Raw genomic sequence first — 23081 nt, 5'->3', positions numbered from 1 at the left:
GAAGTCGTCTCGAATATGTCATAACAAAAAGGACCGGGCTCGTGCCAAGCCCGGTCCTTGTCGTGGCGATTGGGGTCAGACCCCAACGCCGAGGGTTAGGTGCCCAGAAGGCTCTGATCTTCGAACAGAGTATCGATAAGCTCGGCAATGCCTTCGCGCAGGAATTGTTGTGTTTCGGTCCCGTCCTGCCAGTCCGCGCAGGCCAGATATGTGGGCGTTGTCATCTCAACCCCCTCGACCGTTCGAATGACGATGCCGTGGGTGCGGGCGGCAATCAGACGCGCAATCAACTCGCTGCTGAACGCCACTGCTTTCATCGGCTGCACCATCTGGACCGTAAGGCTCGCAAATGGCGACTGGAACACTGGGTTCATCGAGACATTTGCCTGGCGGCAGAGCTCGTTCAGATCATGATAAGACGGATCGCTTTTGGTTGAACTGATAAAGCGGCACCCGTCGAGATCCTCAAGCGTGATCTGTTCCTTGCTGGCCAGCGGATGGTCTTCTGCCATGACCGCTACCTGTCGGAATTCATTCAGCTTTTCGTTGTTCAATCCGGGATGGTCGATGGTCCGGCTGTGAAGCGCAAAATCGATATGACCCTGCAATAGCGACACGAGCATTGAGCTTAGCGGGACCGAACTGACATAGAACTTCATCTCTGGATGCGTGACGGTCAGGTTGCTGAACAGAAGTGGCAGCAACTCGTTCACGATACTCATGCTGGCCGAGATACGCACCGTCGACAGCAACCCGGTCCGTTGATGGCTGAGCTGCGCCTGAAAGCGTTCAAGCTGCGCGAGAAGCGCTATAGAATCTTCCCTCAGAGCCTCTGCCCGATGCGTCGGATAGATCGCGCCGTTGCGCCGGACAAATAGGGGGGCACCGATTGCGTCTTCCAGTGCTTTGACAAGCTGGCTGACTGCGGGTTGTGACACACCAAGCTGCCGCGCCGCCGCTGAAATCGATCCGGTCGAGATCACGGCCGAGAAGGCTTCGATATGTTTCAGACGACGAATTCGGCTTGGACGTGGGCTCATTGGATTACTTATAGCTCTGTGCTGTTGGGCGACGGTAACACCGCCGCCCGAGCAGGTACAATAACAGCGCTTATGACGCCAGATTGAAGCTGAAGCGGGGCATCGCCGCCAGAAGTCCCTGAGTGTAGGGGTCTTCCGGTTCGACCAGTACCTTTTCGCAGGGTCCGCTTTCGACAACATGGCCCGACTTCATGACCATCACCCGGTCGCACATCTGACGCACCACGGCCAGATCGTGGCTGACGAACAACAGGGTCAGACCCAGCTGATCCTGTAGGTCCTTCATCAGGTTCAGCAGCTCCGCCTGCACCGTCACGTCAAGGGCCGAGGTCGGCTCGTCGCAGAAGATGAAGTCCGGGCGGAAGGACAAGGCGCGTGCAATGCCGATCCGCTGGCGTTCACCGCCCGAAAAGGCGTGCGGCATCTTCCGGGCCGAGGCGCGGGGAAGGCCGACGAGTTCCATCAGATCACCGGCCAGCTGCAACGCATCTGACGCGTTCAGCGCACCATGCGCCTTGAGCGGATAGGTGATGTTCTCGCCTGCGCTCATGCGGGGGTTCAGCGACGAGTAAGGGTCCTGGAAAATACACTGCAATGACTTGCGGTGTTCCAGCTTTTCCTCGCGCGTTTTCAGATCGGCGATGTTGCGCCCGCGATAGATGATTTCGTGCCCGGGATCGGGTGTGTGCAGACCCAGGATCATCCGGCCAATCGTGGATTTGCCGGACCCGGATTCGCCGACAATACCCAGGGTTTCGCCGGGATAGACATCAAAGCTGACATCCGCGACGGCCTTGAATTCGGATGCGGCCTTGAGGGCCGTGGCCTTGTTCAGGAAGGTCTTGGACAGGTTGCGGATTTTCAGCAGCGGCTCGCCTTCTTTACCACTGTCAGTCTTGCGCCCCATCAGATAGCTGATGGCCCGTTCCCGGTCGGCTGCATTTCCCAGACCGCCCGGCACGGCAAAGCGTTCGATCTTGTGATCGATCCTTGGGATCGCCGCCATCAATTCGCGGCTGTAGTCTTGCGTTGGGTGCTGCAATACCTGTTCGGTGGGACCGGATTCAACCAGCTTGCCGTGGCGCAGGACGTAGACGTGATCGCACATCTCGGCCACCACGCCCATGTCGTGGGTGATGAGAATAATGGCGATGTTTTCCTGACGCGTCAGCCGAACCAGCGTGTCCAGAACCGCCTTTTGCACGGTTACGTCCAGCGCGGTTGTCGGCTCATCCGCGATGATAAGACCGGGCTTGGCGCAAATCGCGATGGCAAAGACGATCCGTTGGCACAAACCACCCGATAGCTGGTGCGGGTATTTGTCCAGACGTTCATCAGGCAATGGCACTTCGGCCTGTTTCAGCAGGTCAATGGCATACGCGCGCGCCGCCTTGCCGCGTTTGTCAGTGTTGGCTTCGATGGCTTCGACGATCTGTTCACCGATTGTCAGCACCGGGTTCAGGGCGGTCATCGGGTTCTGATAGATATAGCCGACCTTATTGCCACGCACCTTGGCATACATATGCTCTTCCAGATGCGACACCATCGTCTCTTCGAGCATGACAGAGCCCGTGTCGATGATAGCGTTTTCATCCAGAAGCCCCAGCGTCGCCTTGCCGATGGTTGACTTGCCCGCGCCGCTTTCGCCGACCACGCCGACGATCTGGCCGCGTCTGACCTCCATCGAGAAATCGTCGATGGCACGGAAGATCTCACCGTCGGCCATGGGGTATTCGATGGTCAGGTTCTCGACCTTGATCAGGGATTGATCACTCATGGCTTAGTCCTTTCCGCGCAGATAGGGGTTGGAATGGTCGCGCAACCTGTCGGCCACCACGTTGATGCACAACACCAGCGATACAAGCACGACACCGGGGAAGATGCTGATCCACCATTTGCCCGACAGGATATAGTCGTTGCCATTGGCAATCAGCAGGCCCAGCGACGGTTCGGTGATCGGCACGCCGACGCCCAGGAAGGACAGCGTTGCCTCGGCCCCGATAGCGCCCGAGATCGACATCGGCAGGACCACGAGAACCGGCGAGATCGAGTTGGGGAACAGATAGCGCCACATGATCCGCCCGTCGCTGAGGCCCGCCAGTCGCGCCGAGTCGATATACTCTTTCTTCAACTCGGACAGTGCGACACCGCGGACAAGGCGTGCTTCGGTCGCCCAGGCCCCAATGATCAGCGCGATGATGACCTTGTCGATACCGGTCCCGAACACGGCCAGCACCATCAGCGCCAGCAGGATGCCCGGAAAGCTCATCTTGAGGTCCACAAGGCGCATGATCGCGGTTTCAACCCAGCCGCCTTTCATGGCGGCTAGCAGCCCCATGAATACCCCGATGGCCGAACCAACAAGGACTGCGACCAGTGCCACGATCATGGAAATCCGCAAGCCAAATAGTACGGCCGAGAAGATGTCCCGACCCAGCGCATCGGTGCCCAGCAGGCTGAGCGTCCCGTCCCCCAGCCGGGATCCGGGCGGCAACAGACCGTCCAGAATATCAAGCCGCATCTGGTCGTAAGGGTCTTGCGGCGCGATCAGCGGGGCGAAGATGGCCAGCAGGATGAAGACGACGATACCGACAAGCCCGATCAGTGCCGCGGGATGCCCGCGAAAGATCTTCCAGAACTTTTCAGAAAAGGTGGGTTCTTCGGATTTGCGGTCCGCCAGGACGCCCGCATCAACAGTGGTAGAAGTGGTCGACATCAGACATCTCCTCAGGTGTAGCGGATACGCGGGTCAAGCAGTGCGTAGAGCACGTCGACAACGAAGTTGATGGTCACGAACATCAGCGTGATCAGGATCAGGTAGGCGACAACCACCGGACGATCCGAATTGTGGATACTGTCCAGAAGTAGCTTGCCGATGCCGGGCCACGAGAAAACGGTCTCGGTCACTGTGGCAAAGGCGATCAGGCTGCCAAGCTGAAGGCCGGTGATCGTCACGATGGGGATCAGGATGTTGCGTACAAGGTGGCGGCGGATGATCCGGTCGCGGCTGATGCCTTTGGCCCGGGCGAAGGTCATATAGTCCTGATACATCACCTCTTGCGTGCCGGATCGCGCCAGCCGGGTTTGCATACAGATCGTATAGATCGCCAGGTTCAGGGCGGGCAGGATCATGTGCGAAAGACCGTCGAGATTGAACAAGGACCAGTCGGCGCTGAAAATCTCGGTTGTCTCGCCGCGCCCTGATGCGGGCAGCACCTGCAGCCACACCGAAAACAGCATGATCAGCAACACACCCTGCCAGAAGTTCGGAACCGAATAGCCGACGGTGGTCATGAAACTGGTCACCTTGGTCGCCGGTTTTTTCTGGTTCAGACCGGAATAGACGCCAAGCGGAATACCCACGACAAGGCCGATGAACATGGCCATGAATGCGACCTCAAGCGTGGCCGGAAGCCGCTCTAGGATCAGGTCCATGACGGGGCGGTTGTAGACAAACGAGGTTCCGAAATCACCTTGCACCACGTTGCCCAGAAAACTGAAATACTGCATCACCAGCGGTCGGTCGACACCCAGTTCCCGGGCCAGTGCGATCCGGTCTTCGTCGGTGAAATCCTCGCCCGCCAGAACGGCGATGGGATCAGACACCACATACATGCCGATAAAGACCAGAGCCGACATGATCAGGACGAGGATAGCGCTCTGTCCGGTTCGCCTCAGGATGAAATTGAGCATTTCTCGCCCCTCCCTTTCAGACCTTGAACCGGGGGCCAGAAACCCCCGGCGGTTTGTGCTTATTTGCGGCTTACAGTGGTTGCGCTGGTACGCTCATCCTGCCGCCCCGTGACCTCCAGATCGGCACGGTGCGCCCAGATTGTGTGCTGGTAGTAGAGCGGGATGCCCGGCATATCTTCGACCACAACCTTCATCGCCTCGGCAACATGCTCATTGGCCTTGGCCTCGTCGATTTCCACCGCCCAGGCTTTCATCGCCGCGTCAAACGCGTCGCTTTGATAGTTGGAGTAGTTTGACGCCCCAAGCCCCAGATCCTTGTCTCTCGACGCAAACGCGAACGAGATCATCTGAGCGGGTCCCTGCGGGTGGCCCCAGCCATAGAGAAACGCACCAAGCTCGCCATTCGACCGCTGACCGGCAAAGACGGACCAGGGCTGCGTCTTCAGGTTCACAGTGATACCGATCCGCGACAGATACTGCGTGACGGCCTGCGCGACGCGGGCACCGTTTGCATAGCGGTCTGACGGGGCGAAGAAGTCGATGGTGAAGCCGTTGGGATAGCCCGCTTCGGCCAGCAGTTCCTTGGCCTTCTCGGGGTCGTATTCCAGTTCCGGCAATTCCGGTGCACCCGTGCGGTATTTCGGTGCGAACTGGTTGGCCACGGTGGCTTCGCCGCCGAACAGCCGGTCGGCAATGGCCTGACGATTGATCGCCATCGACATCGCCTTGCGCACGCGGGGGTCCGCCAGCGGGGCGCTGCCGTCTTCTGCGGTTACGCCACCGGCCCCTTCGGGGTTCACGTCCAGAACAAGAAAGATCGAGCGCCAGGACGGCACAGCGGTATAGGCCAGCTCGTCATTGGCTTCCAACCCGGGCAGGTCTTCGGTTGTGGGGTTTTCGATGATATCGAAATCACCCGCCAGCAGACCGGCAAGGCGTGCGCCAGCATTGCCGATGGTGCGGATTTCCACCTCATCCCATTCCGGAGCTTCGCCCCAATAATTGTCATTCTTGACGAGATCCGCCTCGCCCGATTTATCGAACCGAGAGATCTTGTAAGGCCCTGTGCCAATCGCCGCGTCGCCGTTCTCGAATTCGGCGCGGGTCGGGTAGGCCGTGACTCCGCAATCACCTTCGGCATCGTATTTGATCGGTCCCTCAGGTATATCCGCGCCCGAGGCGGGCAGGATCGACAGGAACTTCATCTTCTGGATCCAAAGCGGATAAGGCGCGGTCATCTCGAATTTCACGGTCTGGTCATCGACCGCGACCACGTCTGCAATCGGCCCCATCGAACTGGTCAGCAGGTTACGCTTGCCGTCGATAAGATTCATCATCCGGCAGGCTGAATAGACCACATCCCGCGCGGTCAGCGGCTCACCATTGTGGAAGGTGACGCCTTCACGCAGCTTGACTTCCAAAGTGGTCGGGCCGGTCCATTCCCAACCTGTCGCCAGCAAAGGGCTGTCATCCGCGGCAACCATCGCCTCGAACACATGCTCCTTAAGCGATGCGGTGGGCGTACCTCCGAACGGGTAGGGATCGATCGAGCGCGGCGCGGACGCAAAGCCCATGCGCAGGGTTTCGGCGCTTGCCACTCCGGGCAGTGCGAGGGTGGCGGCCAGCGCCAGTGCAGAGATTGTCTGTTTCATGGCTATCCCTTCCTGTTTTCTCAGATTGCTGCTCGGGCAGGCGCTTGCCCCCGATTTTCGACGTAAGCTTTGTATTCCCGCAGGATCTCGGCGCAGTCGGCCTGAACCTTGTCAAAGTTCTCATTCCGCTCGCGGGTGGCTTCGTTCATGTAGAGGTCGCGGCGCAGCTCAACCTGCAGAATATGCTGGCCAATTTCAGGCCATCCATATCGCACTGTGATTTCACCGCCGACAAAACGCTTGTTGATTCCGACATCGTATCCACGTTCGCGGAACAGGCGGGCCATCTCTTCGGTCAGGTCGGGCGCGCAGGACCCGCCCGAGCGGTTGCCGATGTCTACCTGCGGGCGCTCCTTGCCGCCGCGGGCTTCGGCGTCGAAGCGGGTCATCGAGTGGCAGTCGACGATGTAGACTTCGTCATGCTTCGCGTGCAGCCCTTCCACCAGCGACGTCATCGTCTGGTGATAGGGGATAAAGTAACGGGCCAGGCGACCTTTTATTTCCGCCAAAGTCAGTTTGCGATCATAGATCGGCTTGTCATAGGCCTTGGACCAGAACAATGTGGCCCCCGCAGCGACAGATCCGGGCAGAAACCGCCCGTACCAGTTGTCGGGGTCATCCAGCATGTTGGCGTCGATGTCGTGCTGATGCCGGTTCACATCCACATAGGCACGGGGAAAGTTCGCCTTGATCGTGGTCAGGCCCAGATTGTGCCCCTCGGCAAAGATTTCATCCATGTACTTGTCGGATGGGTGGTCGACATCCGCATAGGTCAGGTCGCTGCGATGGCCGAAATCGTCCGGGTACACGTCGCCGGAATGCGGAAAGGACAGCATCAGAGGGCTGTCACCCTTGGTCACGGCGAGCGCCGGATGCGCTATTCCATTACTTATGATCTCAGAGTTCAGGTGCATGGGATGGATAAACCTCTTTTGCGAATCCGCTCCACATACAACTACGTGCGACAGGATCGGTTCGAAATCTTATTTTCCTATCGAAAGGGCGCATAAGATAAAGTTATGCCCTTGCCGCGTGACGTACGAAATCTCGGCCCCACGGCCTGTCACTGACGGTCGCCCCGCAAGGGCAAAGGCCGCCGCGCATAAGGTTGCTATGTGGGATGATCTACGCCCAAACCCCGGCTCAGCAGATTTCACGCGCCAGCGCCGTTTGCTGGCGGATAAGGTGGGGGTGCCATGCGCGTCAGGGAAACGCTTGATCCTATTGCTCAGCTCGGTCGGGGCCGGCTCTGCCGGGATCAGAGAATGCGCGCCAGAACACCATCTGTGCTGAGCAAAGAGCGGCGGCAGCACCCCCCATGAGTGTGTCGCACACGGCCACCGCCCTTGCCAGAAAGTTCATCCGATTGGCAAACTTTGGTCAAATCTGAAGCCGGCACGTTTCAGACAGTCTGTAGCATGCGGTTGCCGCTGCCCTCAGGCAGCGACTTCCTCCAGAGGTAACTTCTTAGGATAAGGGTCGCCACGACGATAGGAACCCGCCGCCGTGAACAGTACGTCGGTTGACGAGTTCAGCCCTGTCTCGGCCGAGTCCTGCAGCACTCCGACAATGAACCCGATGCTGACCACCTGCATTGCAGTCGCGTTGTCGATACCAAACAGGCTGGCTGCCATCGGGATCAACAGCAGCGAACCCCCGGCGACACCGGACGCGCCAGTCGCAGCAATGGCCGCAATCACACTCAGCAGGAGGGCCGAAAGGAAATCGGCTTCGATCCCGACGGTGTGAACAGCTGCAAGGGTCATGACGGTTATCGTGATCGCGGCACCACCCATGTTTATTGTCGCCCCGATAGGAATAGTCACCGAGTAGGTTTCCTCATCCAGATTCATCCGCCGGCACAGCTCCATATTGACCGGAATATTGGCGGCTGAACTGCGCATGAAAAACGCGGTGATGCCGGATTCCTTGAGGCAGGTGAAGACCAGCGGATAAGGGTTCTGGCGGATGCGCAGATAGACGATCAGCGGATTGACCACCAGCGCCATGACCACCATGCAACCAATCAGCAACAACAGAAGGTTGCCATAGCTGATGAGCGTCGCAAATCCCGTCTCGGCGATTGTCGAGGAGACGATGCCGAAGATGCCGATCGGGGCAACGCGAATGATTGCTGCGACGATCTTGGTGATCCCCGCATCCAGATCGGACATCAAGGTTTTCATGGTGTCCGAACCATGACGGAACACCAGCCCCAAGCCGATGGCCCAGGCGAGAATTCCGATATAGTTGGCCTGTGCCACCGCGTTGACCGGGTTGTCCACCAACCGCAGCAGAATGTTCTTGACGACCTCGGCCAATCCTTCCGGTGCGGCCATGGCTTCTGCAGGCGCGGTCAGATGCAAAGTGACCGGGAAAGCGAAACTGGCAGCAACCGCCAAGAGGGCCGCTGCAAATGTACCGACAATATATAGGAATACGACCGGACCCATCTGGGCCTGACTGTCCTGCTTGTGATTGGTGATCGCAGCGCAGACAAGGATCAACACCAATACCGGCGCAACTGCCTTAAGTGCATCTACGAAAAAATCACCCAGCAACCCAACGGCACTGCCAGCTTGGGGCCAGACGGCAGCAAGAAGAACACCGGCGACGAGCCCGATGATGATCTGAGTTACGAGGCTTCCATTCAGAATGAATTTCATCGGACCCACCTTCACTGACAAGAACCGAAAGCACACGCGCGACGCGCACCTTCATGTTGGAAAAACAAAATCGGATTTCCGTTATATGGGATGTGTTATGCGCATTTAAACGCCTTGCTCTTGCTCCGATTGACTGCTCGGACAGTCCAAGTGCTCTGTTACGATTATAAAACAAACCGTTAGCAGCAACGCGTGAATGTCAATATGATGGAATTTTGCATCCCAGAACGGTGGTTCGCATAGCTCTTGCAACCGATCTCTTTTTGACGAGGCGCGTTCAGGCCTTTGTCCGACGGTTTTGCCGGTCTGCGGTATGCGAGGCCCGCCGGCTCGGACATTGCCTCAGACAGATGACCGATCACGGCCACCCGCCATCTGATTGGCGCTGAGCAAGATCGGGAACTCTTGACGCACCTGCTCATCCGCATCGCCGAAATAGTTGGGGTGATGATTGTCTAAGATCGCCTGCGCGCTTTCGCGGGCGCGATCCATCAGATCCAGTTTGCCATCGTTTTCCCACGTATCCGTCCGCTCACGATCCATGATCTTGGGGTAAACGAACTCGGAATTCATGAAATTCAACGTATGAGGGTTGCCGAGGAAATGCCCCGGCTCGATGGCACAGTTGTGGATCACATCCACTGCAAGTGTCTCATCCGTGACCTCAATCCCGCGCAGTGAGCGCAGGATCATGCCACCTGCCTCGTTGTCGATCACCATACTTTCGAAACTGCACCCCATCAGGCTGCCCAGCATCCCGCCGAACTCGCACACACGATTTGCCCCGGCATGGGCGGCCAGCGAGAAGGTCAGCGCCTTTTCCAGCCCGTATTGCGCATCCGGCAGTTTCGCGTCGGTCATCCCTGCCCCGACCGACGTCGGCAGACCATAGAACTGACCCATCTGCACGGCGGCGGCTCCGATCAATGCTTGCTCACCACCGCCTCCTGTGAACGACCCGCTGCGCAGATCGGTGATGAAGGGCCAGGCAGAAAAGCTTACCGGACAGCCCGGTTTGATCAGGTTGGCAATGGCCACACAGGCCAGTGTCTCAGCCACAGCCTGCACCAACGTTCCCGCCAGCGTGGCCGGAGCGGTTGCTCCTGCTTGGGGCGGCACCGCCAGATCGACCGTCAGACCCAGTTTTGCGGTGTCGATCAAAATCTCCATGTTCTCGCGCCCGATGCGCAGAGGTGAGACAATCGGACAGCCACCAAAAACGACCGAGGGTTTTTTTAGAAACGACCCCTCGCCGCCCGAGGCCAGATCAAACATATGAATCGCATGAGGGATATGACTGCGGTCGCGGAACGCCATGCAGGCCGGTTTCTGACTGGCCGACAACATGGCGTAGACCATGTTCATGTCATGGGTGAAGTCATCTGGCACGTCGGTGGCCAGTACGGTCGCGCCCAGCATATGAATATTGTCCAGCCGATCCACCAGCCGCGTAAAATCGTATATGTCGCGCAGCGTCGACGGGCGGTAGGACCTTGTGTCGGCATCGAACGTCGTGACTGCTGTGCCGGAATTGGCGAAATAGACACTTTGCGCCGTGCAATGCATATCGTCCTTGCCCGCACGTTCTCCACGGGCGTGAACATAGTATTCCCGCGCTGCCCCGGCCAACAGATCCTCCATCAGGGCGCGAGGGAAACATAGGCGGCCATGCGTGTTCAACACTGCGCCTTTCGGCAGGACCAGGTCCAAAAGCTCGGGGAAATGATCGGCCAGGCCCGTCCGCTCCAACACTGTCATGGCCGCGTTGTGGATGGCCTGCACATCTGTCGCGGACAGTGGGCGATAGCGCCCGCCGGTCAGCCCACCCTGTACGGCCTCGTTGCCTGTTGCGGTTCGTTGCTGCGCAATGCGCGCGGCGCGACCGCCGCCGCGGCGACGAGCCTTGGCTGCGGTTGTATCTGTCATGGCGTCTCCTCCCGCAGATCGATGATTTCGCGGCGGAACCAATCCTGTTCCGCTTTTTGCTTGGGGCGTTCAAAATCACGCGCGGCGCGGTGGCCGTCGAAAACAGCGTCAGCGATCAACCCTGGCGACGCCGCGTCCCCGATCACCTCCAACGTTGCAAGCGCCCTGCCCTGCAGCTGGTCGAAAAGCGCCGTGTTGCGCTGTCTCTCCGTAATCAGAACCACCGAGGCGCAGCCTGCAAGACTGGGCCGTCCGGTAAAGGTGCAAGCTGTGGTCGCCTGGTCAGCCGCCACATGGCGCAGTACCTGATTGCAGCGGATATCCACGCCCAGTTCGATCAATCGCGCCTGGATGCGGTGTTGTTCCAACGTGTAGGCCGCAAATGAAGAGACCAGGCTTTCGGGAGTCGCGAGGACCACCTCTCGACCCATCTGAACCAGCTTTTCGGCAATCACACCACCCAGATAGATATGGTCGTCATCATAGATCAGAACTGGACCATCGGGCAAAGTGCCTACCATGATGTCCTCGGGAGCGTACACTTGGGCCGTTGGATCAATCTGCGGCGGGTGACGGCGGGTGTTGCGCCCGATCCCGTCAGCTCGCCATCGCGCGCCGGTCGCCAGGAACACATGGTCGATGCCAAGCTCCTTCACCTGATCCCCGTCCAGCCTGCTGTCTGTGAACATCTGCACATTCGAGCGCTGGCTCAGATCGTTCAGCCGGTAATCCGCGACCCGTTTCCACGCCGCCAGCCCCGGCAGCCGGCTCTCGGACAGCGCCCGCCCGCCGAATTCCTGTGCGCCCTCGGCCAGCGTTACCTCGTATCCGCGCCGCGCCAGTTGCAGCGCGCATTCCAGACCGGCAGGGCCGCTGCCGACGACCAGCGTCCGGGTGCTTTGCCCGCGTGCCGCGATCCGTTCGGGGTGCCAGCCGCGCCGCCACTCTTCGCCGATCGTGGGATTCTGAGTGCACCGGATCGGGATACCCAACCCGTCCGAGGCAGCGCAGATATTGCAGCCGATGCATTCGCGGATTTCATCGATCCGCCCCTCTTGGATCTTGTGCGGAATGAACGGATCGGCGATCGAAGGTCGCGCCGCGCCGATCAGGTCGACCACACCTTTGCGCAGCATCGCCAGCATCATATCGGGCGACGTCAACCGACCCACCCCGACAACCGGCTTTTGGGTGACTTGTTTGACATAAGCCAGATAGCTGTTCTGATACCCGTCCTCTGGCTGAAATCGGGTGGTGGCGGAATCGTTTGACCAGTCGCTGACATTGACGTCCCAGATATCCGGCAAGTCGGCCAGCAATTCGACCACAGCGCGCCCCTCTTCGGCGACCTGCATCCCGTCGGGGCCCAGCATCTCGTCAATACCGAACCGGAAGGCCACCGCGCAGGTGTCGCCGACAGCCTCGCGCGTGTCTTCAAGCATCTCGCGGGTCAGGCGCACACGGTTTTCCAGCGATCCGCCATACTCGTCCGTGCGCGCGTTGAGATGCGACAGCATGAAGTGCTGTGGCAGTGTCATCCCATGGCCTGCATAGACATAAATGATGTCAAACCCAGCCTCCTTGGCGCGCATGGCCGCGTCGCGATGCCATTGCCGCAGTGCACGTATGTCAGCCTTGTCCATTGAACGCCCCTGTCTGGGCTGCGCCGCGCTGATCGCCATCTCAGAAGGGGCCAGAACCGGTGCCCGCGACAGAAGGTTGGTGGCGTGATTACCGTTGTGAACAAGCTGCACCGCCGCCAGCGCGCCATGTTCATGCACGGCATCGGTCATTAGTCGCAGGGCAGGAATGTCGCGGCCATCCCACAATCGCCCTTCGGCATAAGGAGCTAGATCCGATGTGGGATGAATTTCCGTCTCCTGCGTCGAGACCACACCCCAGCCACCTTCGGCCTTGATCCCGCGCAGTGCGGCTTCTGCGCGCGGGCGAACATGGCCAAGCCCTGTGCAGTGGGGCACCTGATAAAAGCGGTTCTTCGCGGTAACGGGACCCAGTCGGATGGGCGCAAACAAAGGTGCATAAACCGAAGCCTTTGACATGGTGCGCCCTTTCCCCAGCATGATCGGATGCGTCCGATACTGTTCCTTCATCCCGTAAGTTTGCCGTCTGTACCCGGGCGCGGTGCAGTTCTGCCGGCGGGTCACCACGAACTACCCCGCGAAGATGAAGGTCGCTTCGCTGGAAACATTAAGAAACCAGCCGAGACCCTTAATCTTTGTCGCGATCCGCGGTCTCTTCTTCGTGCTGGCCACGGCGCAGGTCGTTGATCATCGCCTTGGCAAGTGACACGCACATCAGCAGCAGAACGAGGCTGAAGGGCAATGCGCCGATGATCATGGAATTCGTCAGCGCTTCGAGGCCGCCGCCACCGGCGACCAGCAGCGTTCCGATCACCAGCGTTACCAATCCACCCCAAAGAACACGATGCTTGACGTCGGTTTCTTCAGATCCGCCGGACATGATCGTGTTCATCACCAGGATGCCCGAATCTGCCGACGTCACCAGAAAGGTCATCGTCAGTACCACGCACATGAAACTGACGATAATCAGCAGATTTCCCGATATCATCTGTTGCAGGGTCACAAACAACGTCGCCGTGGTCGACGCCGCAAGGATCGCGCCATCCGCCTCTCCGTTCAACTCCAGATCAATAGCCGAGCCGCCCAGAATGGCCATCCAGGCAAAACACACAAGCGAAGGGGCGATCACCGCGCCCAAGACAAACTCGCGCACTGTGCGACCCTTTGAAATACGGGCCAGGAACAGACCGACGAAGGGGGAAAACGCAATCCACCAAGCCCAATAGAACGTGGTCCAGCCCGATTGCCAGTTAAACAGCCGCCCCGCCGTTCCCGCGTCATAGGCCGCCGATTTTGCGGCTTCCGAAAGGGACCCGGCTTCGGGGGGCAAACTGGTCAGAAACGCCTCTTTGCTGCCCCAAGCGTCTGTTGCATCTGCGAATAGCTCGCCTGCGAACGGAGCGGCTTCGGGCGGCAAGGCTGCGGCGAATTCGGCCTGAGACATCGGGCCGAAAGCCTGCAGGCTGAGGGGGACAAAATGGACAACATAATCCCACAACGCCTGCACATAGGTCGCGGCGGCAAAGGCGAAAGACCCAAACAGGATGAACACGGCCAACAAGATCAGCGACAGGATTAAGTTCAGGTTCGACAGGTACTTTACCCCTCGTCCCACGCCCGAGACCGCCGACAGCGTCGACAAGATCATTACCAGCACCAGCGCTGCAATCAGAGCCGCGGTTGACGGCATCTTCGCATTGTCCATCATCCACCCTGCCCGGCTGATCAGAAACGCGCCGTCCACCAGCTGTGACACGCCGTATCCGATCGTCACAGCCACGCCCAGTATCGTGGCGACGACACCCAGAATGTCGATCAAATGCCCGATGGCCCCGTTTGAGTATTCCCCCAGCAGCGGCGTCAGCGCCGCCCGAATTGTCAGCGGCATGTCGCGGGTATAGGCGTAGTAGGCAAGGCTCAGCCCCGTCACCACATAGATCGCCCAGGCATGAAATCCCGTGTGCAGAAAGGTATAGCGATAGGCGCCCTGGATTGCCGCCTCAGATTTCGGATCGACGGCACCTGATACCGTCAGCGGGTTGGCTTCCCACAAACCCAGCGGCTCTGCGGTGGCATAAACCATCAGCCCAACGCCCAGACCAGCCCCGAACATCATCGAGAACCACGAGAAATTTGAAAACGCTGGCTGTTCCCCCGCGCCCCCCAATCGCATCCGACCTGTGGCTGGGATCACCGCGATGACAAACAGGAAAAAAGCGAACGCGGCCACGGACAGATCGTAGAAGACATTGAATTCAATCAAAAGCTGGGACTTCCAGGCCCGCAACGTATCATTTGCACTCAGCGGCCAGATCAGAGCCCAAAGCACCAGCGCCGTCACGACAAGCTTGCTGACCAGCGTTATGGGCAGGCTGTAACCCTGATAGAACCCTCTGGATCGTCTGGGAATCTGCAGCTCGGTAAAGGGATCTTCCAGCGACATATTGCTCTGATCTAACTCCGATGCCGTGTCTGTTGCCCAGCGTTTAGCATCCGGGATAGGCCCGCGAACTGCAACCCGTTTTCGTCTGCCGCACTCTGACGGTTGTCTTGTGAAACGCACGTCCCTATCGTGATTTCCGGATATTGCAGGTGGCAGTTCCATCCGTTTCGAGAAGACCATATCCGCAAGCTCGGCGCGATCTTTCGGAGCGACCGAGGCAGAACGAAGACCGCCGAAATGTGAAGAAAGGGTCAAGAACATGCGAAACAGGCTTCTGCAAATTTCGGCTCTGGGTGTCGTTTCAATGGCAGCACCGCTATGGGCCGACGAGAACTCGTGGTCGGGGCTTTACAAGGGGCTGGATGCCCTGGATGGGTCAATCGACTATCTCTCGATATCGGCAATCGACGCTGATACGTATGAATTGCGGATCGTTCCGTCAGTCATATCGCTGTGCGATACCGGGCGTGGCTGGATTATCGCAAAGGGCAAACTGAATGGCGACAACGAGATGCTGCGGCAGAACGGCCAGGTGTTTTGCGAAGGCGAAGCCCCCCGTGATGTTCCGGACCGGGTTCTGACGCGGGACCCGCAGACAGCTATCATCCGCTACGGCGCCACAGACGATCGCAGGCCGCTGGTCTATCACAAGATTTCGACGGACTAAGATATCCAGCCAAGTTCGGTTCGCCCCTCTCGGCCTTCCATTCGGCGAAGAGTTCATTGCGACTAGTGACTGGCAAAAACTTCACCTCCTCGACATCGTTCGCGACGGGCAGCGGGCCATCCAAATCACCGGCACGCTCCGGGCCCTGATGAACAGAAACCGCGAAACCGTTTGACACTTGGCTCCGGCTTCCGCGGGGTCTCAGTAGATCCGCATCAAACCGTTACCCCCTGCAGGACCTTTTCGCGCGACAACTCGTCCCGCGTGCCTTGCATCAGGACGGCACCGCGCCGCAGGACGACGAACTTGTCCGCAAGATCATAGGCGAAATCAAAATACTGCTCGACCAGAATGATCGCCATCTCTCCTTTGGTTCGGAGGTGGCGAATTACCTCGCCGATCTGCTGGATGATGTTCGGCTGAATGCCCTCGGTCGGCTCGTCCAGCAACAAAAGCTGAGGCTTGGTGATCAGCGCCCGGGCGATGGCGAGTTGCTGTTGCTGGCCGCCCGATAGGTCGCCCCCGCGCCGGTTCTGCATTTTCTTCAGTACCGGGAACAGATCGAAGATCTCATCGGGAACGAAGTGTTCATTCGCTGGCAGGCAGGCAAAACCGGTTTCCAGATTTTCGCGCACGGTCAGTAGCGGGAAAATCTCGCGCCCCTGCGGCACATAGGCCACGCCTTTCCACGACATGCGATGGGCTGGCAGAGGTGGCAGGGCCTCGCCGTTCAGCATCAGATCGCCGCCCGAGCGCGGATGCGTGCCCGAGATCGCCTTGATCAGGCTGGTCTTGCCCACGCCATTGGTGCCCATCACGCAGGTCACCTCTCCTCGCTCGGCCTCCAAAGAAATACCGTTGAGAATCTGCGAATGCCCGTAATGCAGGGTCAGATCGGTCAGTTTCAGCATTGCTCAGCGCCCCAGATAAACGTCGATGACGTCCTGATTTGATGTGACATGGTCCAGCGAACCCTCGGCCAGAACCGAGCCTTCGTGCAGCACCGTGACCCGGCAATTCAGACGACGGACGAACTCCATATCGTGTTCCACCACCACCACGGCGCGGGTCTTGGCGGCCTGCACCAGCAGATCGGTTGTGTGTTCGCGTTCCTGCGGGGTCATCCCGGCGGCGGGTTCGTCGACAAGCAGAAGGCGGGGTTCCTGCGCCAGAAGCATACCGATCTCAAGCCATTGTTTTTGCCCGTGGCTGAGTTCGCCGGATTTGCGGGTCAACTCATCCTTCAGACCAATTTCAGAGGCCAGTTCCTCGACCTTTTCCAGATCACCCCCGGAAGGCCGATAGAACAGCACTCCCAGCCAGCCGCGCTTGTTCTTTAGCGCCATCAGTAGGTTTTCTTGTACTGTCTGATCTTCGAACACGGTGGGTTTCTGGAACTTACGCCCAATCCCGGCCTGAGCGATCTTTGCCTCGCTCATACGCAGCAGCGAAAGGGATTTTTCACCCCAGATTACGCGGCCTTCGTCGGGCCGGGTCTTGCCAGTGACGATATCCATGAAGGTCGTCTTACCCGCTCCGTTCGGCCCGATCACGGCGCGCAGCTCGGCGTTACTGATCTGGAAGGACAGGTTGTTGATGGCGCGGAACCCGTCGAAGGTGACCGAAACACCGCTGACCTCTAGCAGAGTGCTCATTCCGTGGCCTCCTTTTCGCGCAACGCGCTTTCATCGGGCCCAAGGGCCGCGCCGTGGCGCTGCGGCGCGCGGCGGTTGGTCCAGAGGTCGAACAGCCCTCCGATCCCCTTGGGGGCGAACAGCGTGACCAGAACGAAGGACACGCCCAGCAACACCTGCCACCAGTCGACCCATTTGATCGTGTAGAAGCCCAGCGGGATATCCGGGGCCTGCCCGCCGGTGAACCATGTGCTGAGCAGGCTGACAAACGCTGCACCAATGACCGCACCGTAAAGACGACCACGCCCGCCGATGGCAACCCAGACGGCCAGATAGATCGAGGCGATGGGGGCCATCTCCTCGGGGTTGATGATACCTGCCTGCGGGTAGTACAGCGCACCTGCGATGGCGGCGATACCGGCGGTCAGGGTGAAGACGGCCAGCTTGTAGACCTCGACCGAATAGCCAAGGAACCGCACCCGCGCCTCGTTATCGCGGATACCGCGGATCACCGAGCCGAACTTGCCCGACACCACCCAAGCCGCCAGCATGTAGCCCAGCCCCAAGGCCAAAGCTGAGGCCCAGAGGAACCAGATCGACACAACGTCCTGCGAGGCGGTGACGCCGGGCAGGTTCTGCAGGCCCGACAGGCCATTGTTGCCGCGCAAGCCACTGTCGTTCTGGAACAGATACAGCGCCAACGCCAGTGTCATGGCCTGGGTCAGGATCGACAGGTAAACGCCCGTGACCCGGCTGCGGAACGCCAGCCAGCCGAAGATCAGCGCCAGAAGTCCGGGCACCAAAACGACCAGGATCAGTTGCAGGGTCAGGCTATGGGAAAAGGCCCAGATCAGAGGGAAATCCGATGATCCGACGACGCCGAAGATTTGCGTACCGATGGCGTCCACGACCTCGGACGGGGTCGGCGGGATATCGGCTTGCGACAGTGACTCGACCACGATCAGGCGCGTGCGTTCGTACATCAGCCACATGCCGATCATATAGCCGCCCAGCCCGAAAAAGGCGAAATGGCCCAGAGACAGGATGCCGGTGAAGCCCCAGACCAGATCCATCGCCACGGCGATCAGGCATAGGCACAGGGTCTTGCCCAACGTTTTGACGAAGCTGGTCGAGATCACGCCGATCCCGAACCCTTCGGACAGGACGGTGACGCCCAAGGTGAACAGAGACAGGATGGCCAGAAAGACCAGCACCGAGGGGTTCTTGGCGACAAAGCTGCGTTCCATGACTCAATCCCCCGCCGCGCGGCCTTTGAGGGCGACGATGCCCCTTGGCCGGAACTGAATGAAGATGATGATGAAGACGATCATGTAGGTCTGCGCCGCGAGGGTATTCGAGGGGTTCATCCACTCGATCCCCTTTTGCAGGAAGCCGATCATGCCCGCGCCTGCCAGCGCGCCCCAGATGTTGCCGACCCCGCCGACAACCACGGTCATGAAGCTCTGTACGATATAGTCGCTGCCCAGATCGGAGGTCACCTTGGCGAACAGGCCAATCGCGACGCCTGCAATCCCGGCAATCCCGGAACCCAGCCCGAAGGTCAGCATATTCACCCGCCCCGGATTGATGCCCATCGACCCTGCCATGCGCGGGTTCTGCGTCACCGCGCGCATCTCGAGGCCCAGCCGGGTGCGCTTCATGATGTATAGAAACAGTCCCAGAAAGATCATCGCCAGCACGAAGATCGCGATGCGGATATAGCTGATTGAGACCACATCGTTCAGCACCCACGCCCCGTCCAGCCAGCCAGGCGCGGTCAGCGGGCGGGCCTGCGTGCCGAAGATGTTCTTGGCCAGCTGTTGCAAGGCAATCGAGATGCCGAAGGTCGCCAGCAGTGTCTCCAACGGGCGCGAATACAGCCAGCGGATCACCAGCCGCTCCATCGCGACGCCCATGGCGAAGGTGACCGCAAAGGCCATCGGGATCGCCACGATGATCGAAAGCGTGTGGTCGGGGATGAACTGCTGTACGACGTAGCCTGTATAGGCACCCATCATGATGAACTCACCATGGGCCATGTTGATCACGCCCATTACGCCGAAGGTGATCGCCAGACCGATAGCGGCGAGGAAATAGATCGAGGCAAGAGAAATCGCGTCCAACGTCAGGTCGAGGGTCTGGTTCAGGCCGACCTTCAACTCGATCTGTTCCAGCGCCTGCGCGGCGGCGGCGGTCACTTCGGGCGAAGGCTCCGTGTAGGTATCAAAGAACACATGCGCGGCAAGTGCTGCATCGATGTCGGCTTGCGTGATCAAGGCCGGGACGGCCCCGACCTCCGCCAATGCCTCATACGCCTGCGCGCGGGCAGCGGCGGAGCTCAGTTGCGCGACCGGAACGCCCCCGACGCGACCCCGGTCGATATTGGCGGCCAGAGCGGCGCGAATGTCGTATGCCGAAACACGCGGCGCGGCCAGATCGCTGGCAACCAGCAGATCATAAGCCGCATCCCGCGACAGGTCATCCGAGCCGGGTTGCAGCACAGTGGCAATATTCATGTCCGACGGCAGCTTGGTGGCGGCTTGGCGTTTGGTCACGACCAGCGGGTTCAATGCGGCGCGGACATCGACACCCAGATCGCCTGACATCTCGTCAATGGCGGCCACCCGCGCGGCAGTATCGGCGTCATGACCAGCGGTCAGCAACCGTTCCAAGCGCTGTTTCTGCGCCTTTAAATCCGCGTTGGGTTCGCCTTCGATCGACGCGCGCAGCGGTTCCAACAACGTGCCCTCGGGGTCGCGCTGGATGGATTGCAACGCGGCCAGACGTTTGCCGCGATCCGGGTCGGTCAGCTGGAATTGCACCAAAGCGGTGCCGATCATCGCGCGGATACCGCTATTGGGTTTCAACTGTTTCAGGTCGGATTTCTCGAACGTGCCGACGACCGCGCCGGTGTCGAAATCGGTCAGCTCATAAGACCGCCCTTCGCCCTTCTTGCCGACAAAGAACAGACCATCCGACTTGCGCATCCACACATTCTTGGCGGCCCAAGTCTCAAGCATCACCTGCGCCTGCGGCAACCCGCTGTTGGCAATGGCGTCAATCGCGGGCCCGATCGTCTTGCGCGAGCTTTTGGCGATGATCTCCTGATGCTCTTGCAGGATCGGTTGCAGTCCGGCCTCTTGCGCGTTGGCAGTCAGGCAGGCGCACAGGATTGCGAGGCCCGCAAGGTATAGTCGTAACATTTGATGAAACCCGAGATATCTTGGGGCAAGGCGGGCGTGGTCGCCCACCTTGCGTGTCGCTTAGTAGTTCGACAGGGTCTGAACGCAGGTCTTGGTCTCGGTGTTATACATACCGCAACCCAGCTCTTTCCAATCCGAGATCAGAACCGCCGATTCCGGCAGGAAGTCGGTCCAGGCATCACCCGGCACAACCTCGGTTTCGCTGATGATATCGAACTGGCCGTCTTCTTGAATCTCACCGATCAGAACCGGCTTGGCCAGGTGGTGGTTCGGCAGCATGACCGCGGTCCCACCGGTCAGGTTCGGGAATTCCTGCCCGTACATCGCGGCGCGCACGGCGTCGACTTCGGTCGAACCGGCCTCAGTCGCGGCGTTCACCCACATATTGAAGCCGATGTAATGCGCCTCCATCGGGTCGTTGGTCACGCGCTCATCGCCCATGGTGGCTTTCCACGTTTCGACGAATTCAGCGTTCGCATCGGTGTCGGCCGACTGGAAGTAGTTCCAAGCGGCCAGATGGCCCACCAGGTTGGTGGTATCCAGACCCGACAGTTCTTCCTCACCGACCGAAAACGCAACGACCGGGATGTCATCCGCCGAAACGCCCGCTGCAGCCAGTTCTTTGTAGAACCCAATGTTGGCGTCGCCATTGATGGTCGAGATTACGCCGACTTTCTTGCCATCCGCTCCCAACGCAACAACGTCCGCCACGATCTTGGACCAGTCGGAATGGCCAAAGGGGGTGTAGTTGACGAAGATATCGTCATCCGCGATGCCCTTTTGCTTCAGGTAGCTTTCCAGAATATTGTTGGTGGTCCTGGGATAGACATAGTCCGTGCCGAGCAGAGCGAATTTCTCGACCCCCAGTTCCTCCAGGAAATAGTCGGTCGCCGGGATCGCCTGCTGGTTCGGGGCAGCGCCGGTGTAGAAGACGTTCTTGGACGATTCTTCGCCCTCATACTGCACCGGATAGAACAGCAGACCGTTCAGTTCCTCGATGACCGGCAGAACAGATTTGCGGCTCACGGACGTCCAGTTGCCAAAGATCACATCCACCTCATGCACGGTCAGCAGCTCACGCGCTTTTTCGGCAAATAGCGGCCAGTCGGACGCGGGGTCGACTACAACCGCCTCAAGCTGCTTGCCCAGCAGGCCGCCCTTGGCGTTTTGCTGGTCGATCAACATCAGCATGGTGTCTTTCAGCGTGGTTTCCGAGATCGCCATGGTGCCCGACAGCGAATGCAATACACCGACCTTGATCGTGTCTTCAGCCGACAGCGCGGCCGTTGCCATGGCAGCAAAGACTACGGATCCGGCGAGCGTGGATTTGAGAGATGTCATGTAATTCTCCTGGCGGGGCGGGCACAGAAGCCTTGCGTTTGCACGCTGTCTTCTTCTACCTGATCCCCGCAACTGTTGTTGCGTTTCCGTGTGGCGGTTGTGTTCGAGGTCCAATTCGCGCAGCCGTCACACACCCTCCGCGTCGTCCTTGCGACGGGCATCGATACGATTTCTGCATCGCAGCAAGTTTGGCAAATGGTTGGCCAGTCATTTCCTGACATCAGGCAGGTGTGATTAATTTTTGGACGGCTGCCGGGATGATTGCTCAAAAAGTAATCCCTGGCTCTGAAAAGCCGCCCGCAGCTGATGACGGGGAATAGAGTTCTGACACTCAAACGGTGAGACAGGCGGCACAGAACGCTGTCCCGCAGGTGCGCAATTACACATCACACCAAGATATCGCCCCCCAAGGCCACGACGCCGCCGCGCGCGCAGGGCGCGGTTCGGCTGAGCGTCAAGCGTCTGGGCAAAGCCTCGGTTCTGGACAGGTTTCGCCAGTCGGGGTCGTTCAAGTGTCTGTTCCCCCGAACCGACGGGGATGCGCTGGATGCCGTGTTGCTGAACACCGCGGGCGGGATCACGGGCGGCGATTCGTTTCGATTGCAGGCTCAGGCGGGTGAAGGCACCACGCTGACACTGACCACGCAGGCGTGCGAGCGCGCCTATAAGGCCAAGCCCGGCCCGTCCGGGCAGGTTGTCAATCACCTGACAGCCGCACCGGGCGCGCGGCTGAACTGGTTGCCGCAAGAGACGATCCTGTTCGACGGCAGCGCGCTTGACCGCCGCTTGCAAATCGATCTGGCCCCGGATGCCAGTGCGCTGATGGTCGAGCCGCTGATCTTCGGTCGGATGGCCATGGGCGAACGCCTGACCGATATCCGCCTGCGCGACCGGATCGAGATCCGCCGGAACGGCGCGCCCCTGTTTCTGGACGCGCTGCGGTTCAGCGGCGATCTGCAAACGCATCTGGCCCAACCCCATATCGCAGGCGGCGCGGGTGCGATGGCTTTGGCCGCCTTCGCCTCAGCTACGGCCCAGGGCCAGTTGGACGCGATCCGCCAGATGCTGCCCGACACCGCCGGGGCCAGCTTGCTGCACCGCGATCTGCTGGTGATCCGAATACTGGCCGAAAACAGCTTTGCCCTGCGCCGCGCGTTGATGCCAGTGCTGCGGCGGCTGAACAATGACACGCTTCCCCGATGCTGGATGATCTGA

At 59.6% G+C, this 23081-nt stretch carries 17 protein-coding genes; 2 read left to right on the top strand and 15 right to left on the bottom strand.

Translation table 11 applies throughout. The features are described from left to right. Positions 1-95: 95 nt before the first annotated feature. From ACR0J1_RS19275 to ACR0J1_RS19230, 10 genes are all read right to left on the bottom strand, one after another. Positions 96-1040, bottom strand: a complete 945-nt coding sequence (locus tag ACR0J1_RS19275; protein ID WP_480734299.1) for a LysR family transcriptional regulator — start codon at positions 1038-1040, stop codon at positions 96-98. Between the two features lie 70 nt (positions 1041-1110). Continuing rightward, entirely contained in the window at positions 1111-2817 is a 1707-nt protein-coding gene (locus ACR0J1_RS19270; RefSeq protein WP_480734300.1) for a dipeptide ABC transporter ATP-binding protein, read from the bottom strand. 3 nt (positions 2818-2820) lie between these two features. Next, complete coding sequence (locus ACR0J1_RS19265; RefSeq protein ID WP_480531456.1) at positions 2821-3756, bottom strand: ABC transporter permease; 936 nt, start codon at positions 3754-3756, stop codon at positions 2821-2823. An 11-nt stretch (positions 3757-3767) separates the two neighbouring features. Further along, on the bottom strand, positions 3768-4733 hold the full coding sequence (locus ACR0J1_RS19260; RefSeq protein ID WP_480734301.1) for an ABC transporter permease: 966 nt from the start codon (positions 4731-4733) through the stop codon (positions 3768-3770). Between the two features lie 59 nt (positions 4734-4792). Further along, the gene (locus tag ACR0J1_RS19255; protein WP_480734302.1) at positions 4793-6385 is read right to left on the bottom strand and encodes an ABC transporter substrate-binding protein; all 1593 of its coding nucleotides are present in this window, start codon (positions 6383-6385) and stop codon (positions 4793-4795) included. Between the two features lie 20 nt (positions 6386-6405). After that, on the bottom strand, positions 6406-7299 hold the full coding sequence (locus ACR0J1_RS19250) for an N-formylglutamate amidohydrolase (protein ID WP_480734303.1): 894 nt from the start codon (positions 7297-7299) through the stop codon (positions 6406-6408). Between the two features lie 522 nt (positions 7300-7821). Further along, positions 7822-9051 carry a serine/threonine transporter SstT gene (gene sstT, locus ACR0J1_RS19245; RefSeq protein ID WP_480734304.1) on the bottom strand — a complete coding sequence of 410 codons (1230 nt, stop codon included), beginning with the start codon at positions 9049-9051 and terminating at the stop codon, positions 7822-7824. Positions 9052-9393: 342 nt separating this feature from the next. After that, positions 9394-10977: a trimethylamine methyltransferase family protein gene (locus ACR0J1_RS19240; protein ID WP_480734305.1), complete on the bottom strand. Its 1584-nt coding sequence runs from the start codon at positions 10975-10977 to the stop codon at positions 9394-9396. Next, positions 10974-13088: an oxidoreductase gene (locus tag ACR0J1_RS19235; RefSeq protein WP_480734678.1), complete on the bottom strand. Its 2115-nt coding sequence runs from the start codon at positions 13086-13088 to the stop codon at positions 10974-10976. Before ACR0J1_RS19235 ends, ACR0J1_RS19240 begins: the two co-directional genes overlap by 4 nt. A gap of 118 nt (positions 13089-13206) precedes the next feature. Then, positions 13207-15021 (bottom strand): BCCT family transporter, encoded by a 1815-nt coding sequence (locus ACR0J1_RS19230; RefSeq protein WP_480734307.1) that lies wholly within the window; start codon positions 15019-15021, stop codon positions 13207-13209. Between the two features lie 304 nt (positions 15022-15325). On the opposite strand from ACR0J1_RS19230, the gene ACR0J1_RS19225 reads away from it, so the two are divergent. Beyond that, the gene (locus ACR0J1_RS19225) at positions 15326-15688 is read left to right on the top strand and encodes a hypothetical protein (RefSeq protein ID WP_480734308.1); all 363 of its coding nucleotides are present in this window, start codon (positions 15326-15328) and stop codon (positions 15686-15688) included. A gap of 215 nt (positions 15689-15903) precedes the next feature. Here ACR0J1_RS19225 and urtE read toward each other — a convergent pair whose 3' ends face one another. The 5 genes from urtE to urtA are packed head-to-tail and all read right to left on the bottom strand — an operon-like array spanning position 15904 to position 21866. Further along, positions 15904-16599, bottom strand: coding sequence for an urea ABC transporter ATP-binding subunit UrtE (gene urtE, locus ACR0J1_RS19220; RefSeq protein WP_480734309.1), 696 nt, complete (start codon positions 16597-16599; stop codon positions 15904-15906). A 3-nt stretch (positions 16600-16602) separates the two neighbouring features. Then, complete coding sequence (gene urtD / locus ACR0J1_RS19215) at positions 16603-17343, bottom strand: urea ABC transporter ATP-binding protein UrtD (RefSeq protein WP_480734310.1); 741 nt, start codon at positions 17341-17343, stop codon at positions 16603-16605. Then, entirely contained in the window at positions 17340-18569 is a 1230-nt protein-coding gene (gene urtC / locus ACR0J1_RS19210) for an urea ABC transporter permease subunit UrtC (protein WP_480734311.1), read from the bottom strand. Before urtC ends, urtD begins: the two co-directional genes overlap by 4 nt. Positions 18570-18572: 3 nt before the next feature. Continuing rightward, entirely contained in the window at positions 18573-20525 is a 1953-nt protein-coding gene (urtB, locus tag ACR0J1_RS19205) for an urea ABC transporter permease subunit UrtB (RefSeq protein ID WP_480734312.1), read from the bottom strand. A gap of 60 nt (positions 20526-20585) precedes the next feature. Continuing rightward, on the bottom strand, positions 20586-21866 hold the full coding sequence (urtA, locus tag ACR0J1_RS19200) for an urea ABC transporter substrate-binding protein (protein WP_480734313.1): 1281 nt from the start codon (positions 21864-21866) through the stop codon (positions 20586-20588). 552 nt (positions 21867-22418) lie between these two features. On the opposite strand from urtA, the gene ACR0J1_RS19195 reads away from it, so the two are divergent. Then, a complete protein-coding gene (locus ACR0J1_RS19195; RefSeq protein WP_480734314.1) occupies positions 22419-23081 on the top strand; it encodes an urease accessory protein UreD in 663 nt (220 codons plus the stop codon).

It is taken from the genome of Ruegeria sp. CJ3 (genome assembly GCF_056536725.1).
This window is presented reverse-complemented; position numbering and strand designations above follow the sequence as displayed.

Bases quoted from the DNA above. Each gene is read 5' to 3' on its own strand.
- ACR0J1_RS19275 (WP_480734299.1), bottom strand. From the start codon at position 1,040: ATGAGCCCACGTCCAAGCCGAATTCGTCGTCTGAAACATATCGAAGCC.
- ACR0J1_RS19270 (WP_480734300.1), bottom strand. From the start codon at position 2,817: ATGAGTGATCAATCCCTGATCAAGGTCGAGAACCTGACCATCGAATAC.
- ACR0J1_RS19265 (WP_480531456.1), bottom strand. From the start codon at position 3,756: ATGTCGACCACTTCTACCACTGTTGATGCGGGCGTCCTGGCGGACCGC.
- ACR0J1_RS19260 (WP_480734301.1), bottom strand. From the start codon at position 4,733: ATGCTCAATTTCATCCTGAGGCGAACCGGACAGAGCGCTATCCTCGTC.
- ACR0J1_RS19255 (WP_480734302.1), bottom strand. From the start codon at position 6,385: ATGAAACAGACAATCTCTGCACTGGCGCTGGCCGCCACCCTCGCACTG.
- ACR0J1_RS19250 (WP_480734303.1), bottom strand. From the start codon at position 7,299: ATGCACCTGAACTCTGAGATCATAAGTAATGGAATAGCGCATCCGGCG.
- sstT (WP_480734304.1), bottom strand. From the start codon at position 9,051: ATGAAATTCATTCTGAATGGAAGCCTCGTAACTCAGATCATCATCGGG.
- ACR0J1_RS19240 (WP_480734305.1), bottom strand. From the start codon at position 10,977: ATGACAGATACAACCGCAGCCAAGGCTCGTCGCCGCGGCGGCGGTCGC.
- ACR0J1_RS19235 (WP_480734678.1), bottom strand. From the start codon at position 13,088: ATGAAGGAACAGTATCGGACGCATCCGATCATGCTGGGGAAAGGGCGC.
- ACR0J1_RS19230 (WP_480734307.1), bottom strand. From the start codon at position 15,021: ATGTCGCTGGAAGATCCCTTTACCGAGCTGCAGATTCCCAGACGATCC.
- ACR0J1_RS19225 (WP_480734308.1), top strand. From the start codon at position 15,326: ATGGCAGCACCGCTATGGGCCGACGAGAACTCGTGGTCGGGGCTTTAC.
- urtE (WP_480734309.1), bottom strand. From the start codon at position 16,599: ATGCTGAAACTGACCGATCTGACCCTGCATTACGGGCATTCGCAGATT.
- urtD (WP_480734310.1), bottom strand. From the start codon at position 17,343: ATGAGCACTCTGCTAGAGGTCAGCGGTGTTTCGGTCACCTTCGACGGG.
- urtC (WP_480734311.1), bottom strand. From the start codon at position 18,569: ATGGAACGCAGCTTTGTCGCCAAGAACCCCTCGGTGCTGGTCTTTCTG.
- urtB (WP_480734312.1), bottom strand. From the start codon at position 20,525: ATGTTACGACTATACCTTGCGGGCCTCGCAATCCTGTGCGCCTGCCTG.
- urtA (WP_480734313.1), bottom strand. From the start codon at position 21,866: ATGACATCTCTCAAATCCACGCTCGCCGGATCCGTAGTCTTTGCTGCC.